The sequence below is a fragment of the Polaromonas sp. P1_G2 genome, from assembly GCF_056405515.1.
The window spans coordinates 1-2,781 of sequence record NZ_JBFUBY010000395.1; the positions used below are offsets into that span (position 1 = coordinate 1).

4 protein-coding genes and 1 pseudogene are annotated in these 2,781 nt (G+C 64.8%); 2 read left to right on the top strand and 3 right to left on the bottom strand.

The features are described from left to right. Positions 1-265: 265 nt before the first annotated feature. Together AC1D0P_RS24100 and AC1D0P_RS24105 are read left to right on the top strand one after the other, a co-directional pair. A complete protein-coding gene (locus AC1D0P_RS24100; protein ID WP_411885120.1) occupies positions 266-505 on the top strand; it encodes an acyl carrier protein in 240 nt (79 codons plus the stop codon). A gap of 28 nt (positions 506-533) precedes the next feature. Then, positions 534-1,778 carry a beta-ketoacyl-[acyl-carrier-protein] synthase family protein gene (locus AC1D0P_RS24105; protein WP_477679049.1) on the top strand — a complete coding sequence of 415 codons (1,245 nt, stop codon included), beginning with the start codon at positions 534-536 and terminating at the stop codon, positions 1,776-1,778. Here the strand turns inward: AC1D0P_RS24105 and rfaE2 are convergent, their stop codons facing one another. The 3 genes and pseudogenes from rfaE2 to AC1D0P_RS24120 form a co-directional block, all read right to left on the bottom strand. Then, positions 1,779-2,285 (bottom strand): D-glycero-beta-D-manno-heptose 1-phosphate adenylyltransferase, encoded by a 507-nt coding sequence (gene rfaE2 / locus AC1D0P_RS24110; protein ID WP_477679050.1) that lies wholly within the window; start codon positions 2,283-2,285, stop codon positions 1,779-1,781. A 9-nt stretch (positions 2,286-2,294) separates the two neighbouring features. After that, on the bottom strand, positions 2,295-2,600 hold the full coding sequence (locus AC1D0P_RS24115; RefSeq protein ID WP_477679051.1) for a Rid family hydrolase: 306 nt from the start codon (positions 2,598-2,600) through the stop codon (positions 2,295-2,297). A 44-nt stretch (positions 2,601-2,644) separates the two neighbouring features. Then, a pseudogene (locus AC1D0P_RS24120) lies at positions 2,645-2,781 on the bottom strand (ferritin-like domain-containing protein); the annotation flags it as partial.

A 2,781-nucleotide genomic window follows, 5' to 3' on the forward strand; every position in this document is an offset into this window, starting at 1 on the left:
ATGCGGTGTTCAGCAACGCCCGTTTGCGCGCCGAAATCGGCGCGGCGGCCATTGCGCCGGCGCCCGTCAGTTATTTAGGGGAGCTCCTGGGAACGTTCAGCCTGTCGGATGCAGTCCGGCAGATGTACACCCCCTGAAGCACAAAAACAACGCCACCGCTTTTGTAAAATAACCGTGGGGCTTGAACATTGGTCCTGAACAATGGTCAGCTGCTGCGGCGATGGTGGGACAATGACGCTTTGCATACATACGTACTGGTTGGGTGATGAATTCTGATTTGATCAATCTTTTTGCCGAGACATTTGGCATCAGCGAAGAAAAATTGCTGCCCGATGCCACGCTGGAAAGCCTCGGACTGGACTCCCTGGCGGTCATCGAATTCCTCTTCCAGATCGAAGACCAGTTCGGCATCCAGATTCCCGACCAGGCCAACCCGCCACGGACCCTGGCCGAAATGGTCCAACTGATCGAGCCTTTGCTGCCATCGGGCAAGCCCGCCGCTTAAGCCCCTGGCGGGCGCCCCCAGGACCACCATGCGTCGCGTTGCCATCACGGGTCTGGGCGTCATCTCCGCCGTGGGGACCGGCACCCAGGCGTTTTTTGATTCATTGCTGTCTGCCCACTCCGGCATCCGGACCGTCGACATTCCCTTTCCCACCGGCACCGAAAGCGTGCTGGCCGGCGCGATCGATTTTGATCCCGACCCCCACTTTCCCCGCGCCCGGCTACTGACCATGGACCGCGTCAGCCAGTTTGCGCTGGTGGCTGGCCGCGAAGCCATGGCCCAGGCCGGCCTGGGTGATTCCGCCTCCGTGCACAACAGCTTTGCCGCAGAGCGCTTTGGCGTGTCGCTGGGTACCGGAAGCGGCGGCGCCAGTTCCACCGATGTGGCCTACACGGCACTGCTGGAACAAAAGGTCGCGCGCCTGCGCCCCATGACCGTCGTGCTGGCGATGAACAACGCCATCGCGGCCCACGTCTCGATGGAGTTCGGTTTGAAGGGGCCGAGCAGCACCATCTCCAATGCCTGCGCCTCGTCGGCCACCTCCATCGGCGAGGCTTTTCGGCAAATACGCCACGGCTATGCCGACGCCATGCTGGCGGGCGGCTCGGAAGCGCTGCTCAATCGCGGCACCATCAAGGCCTGGCAAGCCATGCACACGCTGGCCAGGCCCCATGCCGACGGCCCTGAAACATCCTGCCGCCCATTTTCCGCCGACCGCAGCGGCCTGGTGCTCGCCGAAGGCGCCGCCATGCTGGTGCTGGAAGAGTGGGAAAGCGCCAAACGCCGCGGCGCCACCATCCTGGCCGAGCTCTGCGGCTACGCGTCCACCACCGACGCCCATCACCTGACGCAACCCGACGCCCAGGGCCAGGCGCGCGCCATGACGCTGGCGCTGGCGGATGCGCAGCTGCAGGCCTCCGACATCGGTTACCTCAATGCCCACGGCACCGCTACCGAGGTAGGCGACGTGGTGGAAACCAGCGCCATCAAACTGGCCTTTCAGGACCTGGCGGCTCGCCTGCCCATCAGCTCCAGCAAAGGCGTACATGGCCATGCCATGGGCGCGGCGGGCGCCATGGAATTCATTGCAAGCGTGATGGCCCTGCGCACGGGGCAACTGCCGCCCACGGCCTTCCTGCACCACCCCGATCCGCGCTGCGACCTGGACTATGTCCCGCTCACGCCGCGCGGCGCCAAGGGCCTGCGCGCGGTGATGTCCAACTCCTTTGCATTCGGCGGCTCCAACGCCGTGCTGATCGCCAAATCGGCCTGATCAGGGGCCGCTCGGCGCGGCCCTGATTTTCTTCACCAGCGCTGTGGTCGAATAGCCGTCCACAAACGGAATCGCCCGGGCATCGCCGCCATAGCTCCTGACCACCGCCGTTTCGGCGAGCTTGTCCATGTCATAGTCGCCGCCCTTGACCAGCAGGTCGGGCCGCAGCTCGGTAATCAGTTCCAGCGGCGTGTCCTCGCCGAACCAGGTGACCAGGCTCACGGATTCCAGCGCCGCCATCATGATGGCGCGGTCCTGCTCGTTGTTGAGCGGCCGGTCCGCCCCCTTGCCGAGCCGGCGGGCCGAAGCATCGGTATTCAGGGCCACCACCAGGCTGCCGCCCAGCGCACGCGCATGGGCCAGGTAGGTGGCATGCCCGCGGTGCAGCACGTCAAACACGCCGTTGGTGAAGACGACGGGGCGGGGCAGCGCGGCCAGGCGCTGCGGCGCCTCCTCGCGGGAGACGATTTTCTGTAGAAAGAGGGGGGGCTGGGGATCGCTGGGCATCCCGCGACTTTAACGGAAGGCCTGGGCCACGATCTCAACCAGCAGGCCGCCGTCCAACTGCGCGCCCACTACGGCGCGTTGCGGCCAGACGGTGCTGTCGTCGCCTATCCACTCGCGCCAGATAGGGTCCAACTGTTTTTTATGCAGCATGTCGACCAGAAATATCTGCACGCTGAGCAACGCCGTGCGCGAAGCGCCCACGTGCGCCAGGTGGGCGTCAAGCATCTCCAGAGTTTGCGAAAGCTGCCCGGCGAAATCCAGCGAGGCGTCGCTGGCGTTGGCCACCGCGAACACCTGGGCGCCGCGGGCAAGCACCCGACTTCTGCCGCCCRCTGAACTTGGCCAACGCAGGTCCTGCATCAGGCGCCGGCGGGCGCCGGCTTGGCGGCGATGGAATCGACGATTTCCTTGCCGATCTCTTTGCGATAGCGGTTCAGTTCCTGTACGGTCTTGAAGCTCTGGTTCATCTGGAGGCTCTGGTTGTGCAGGATGCGCT

What these genes read in the sequence shown, in the direction of transcription:
- rfaE2 (WP_477679050.1), bottom strand. Translation starts at nt 2,285, where the DNA reads ATGCCCAGCGATCCCCAGCCCCCCCTCTTTCTACAGAAAATCGTCTCC.
- AC1D0P_RS24100 (WP_411885120.1), top strand. Translation starts at nt 266, where the DNA reads ATGAATTCTGATTTGATCAATCTTTTTGCCGAGACATTTGGCATCAGC.
- AC1D0P_RS24105 (WP_477679049.1), top strand. Translation starts at nt 534, where the DNA reads ATGCGTCGCGTTGCCATCACGGGTCTGGGCGTCATCTCCGCCGTGGGG.